The organism is Frankia sp. CcCS3 (genome assembly GCF_977927575.1).
Window position 1 is genome coordinate 1 of the sequence record NZ_CDWRCL010000367.1, and the last position, 1,643, is coordinate 1,643.

2 protein-coding genes are annotated in these 1,643 nt (G+C 62.6%); both read right to left on the reverse strand.

Translation table 11 applies throughout. The annotated features are described in order from the left end of the window. Nucleotide 1 precedes the first annotated feature (1 nt). Nucleotides 2-535, reverse strand: a complete 534-nt coding sequence (locus tag AC08OQ_RS19260) for a hypothetical protein (RefSeq protein ID WP_476612304.1) — start codon at nucleotides 533-535, stop codon at nucleotides 2-4. 39 nt (nucleotides 536-574) lie between these two features. Beyond that, nucleotides 575-1,643: ferritin family protein (locus tag AC08OQ_RS19265; protein WP_476612305.1), on the reverse strand; the 1,069-nt coding region annotated here is incomplete at its 5' end.

The window sequence follows — 1,643 nt, forward strand, 5'->3', positions numbered from 1 at the left end:
CCTAGGAAACGGGTGCCGGCCGACCGCCGGCCCGGTAGGCCGCCATCGTTGCCTCACGCTCGGCGTCGCTCATCTCGTTGAGTGCGACGTTCGGACTGCTGAACGTGATGCCGCGGACATCGTCGAGCGTCCAGAGCTTCGAGGGGTCGTCGAGCTCGAGGTGAGGCTGCGGAATCAGGGTCTTGCCGTCATCACGGACGTACCCGAGGTCGGAGATGACATCGGCGAGATCCCAGTTGTGGTAGAGCGTCTCCCACGCCCGCTTGCCGGTCAGCCGGCCCATGTTCGGCGTCGGGCGGCCCATGTTCGGCGTCGGGCGGCCCTGGTATTCTGGCCGGAACGCCACCTTGTCCGTCCAGTGGCAGGCTTCGGAGCAGTAGGTGCGCCACTGGTCGTCCACCTTGTCATGCACCGTGTCCTCGCGGATCACGCAGGGCACCATGCACGTCCAGCACCGCTGGGGGTACTGGTAGTCGACGTTCTCGAACGCGATGGGGACGTAATGAAGTAACAAATACGTGATCAAGAGCATCATCGCAGGTCACAGACCTGTGGAGGGTTCGAAACGCGCAAGTTATTTCATTTCGACTCCGATGGGCTTGTTCCGGCCGGGGTAACGCATCCGGTTGTAGTTCTCCCACCACTTGCCGTACTTGTTGTACCAGCCCGGGTACTTCGACTCGAACCACTCGAAGTCGTCGTCGGTCATCGGGTCGATCCGCCAATAGTTCACCGGCCACCCGGTGGCGAAGAACTGCGCGACCTCGTGCACGTACCCCTTGTTGTAGATACGGTTCCAGGCTTCCTCGACCAGGTCATGGGGGATCACCAGGCCGTACTTCTCGAGCGGGATGAGGTAGCTGCGGTAGTAGTCGTCGTAGATCCATCGCTGCCACATCTCCGCGTAGCTCTCGCGGTCCTTGCGGCGGTCCTTCGTGCCGTACTCGATGAAGGTGCCGATCGCGGCATCCACCACGGCGTGGTTGTTCCACCACGCGTAGCACAGGTCGCGCTCGAGCAACGGCCGGTTGGCCTCGTCGGCGAGCGCCATGAGCAGGATGGAGTACCCGTTGCTGATGTGGCGGGACTCGTCGGACTGGACCGAGTGGAACACCGTCGGTAGCAGGTAGTCGCCGTTGGCGGCCGCCTCGGACGGCATCGCGACGAACAGGGTGTTGGTGAACGCCGTCTCGGCGACGACGGTCAGGTAGATGTTCGCCGCGGTGATCGCGTCACCAGTGATGAAGCCCTCACCGAACTGGCGGCCGATCGTTCCGGCGTAGTTGTTGGCGAACGCCTTCTCAGTGATGTCGAAGCCGGCCGGGTCGATGTAGTGGTTCATGTACAGGCGCTTGAGGTTCATCTGGATCGTCGAGTGACGCACCTCGTCGATCATCTGTACCGCGAGCCCGTTGTGGATCTCAGGGTTGGGGACGGCATCGATCGCCATCGGCATCGCCCGGGCCGCGGAGATTTCCGGGAACGGGATGATCGACAGGAAGAGCTTCTGCCACTCCATCCATCGCTGCTGGACCTGGCGGAACATGTTGCCGCGGATCGCGCCGTACACGCGGTTGTCCTTCTCCTCCTCCATCGGGAAGTAGGAGCGCAAGATCTGCTTGAGCGGGTCCTTCTTCGGAGAC

Coding starts and splice junctions, on each gene's coding strand:
- AC08OQ_RS19260 (WP_476612304.1), bottom strand. CDS start 535: ATGATGCTCTTGATCACGTATTTGTTACTTCATTACGTCCCCATCGCG.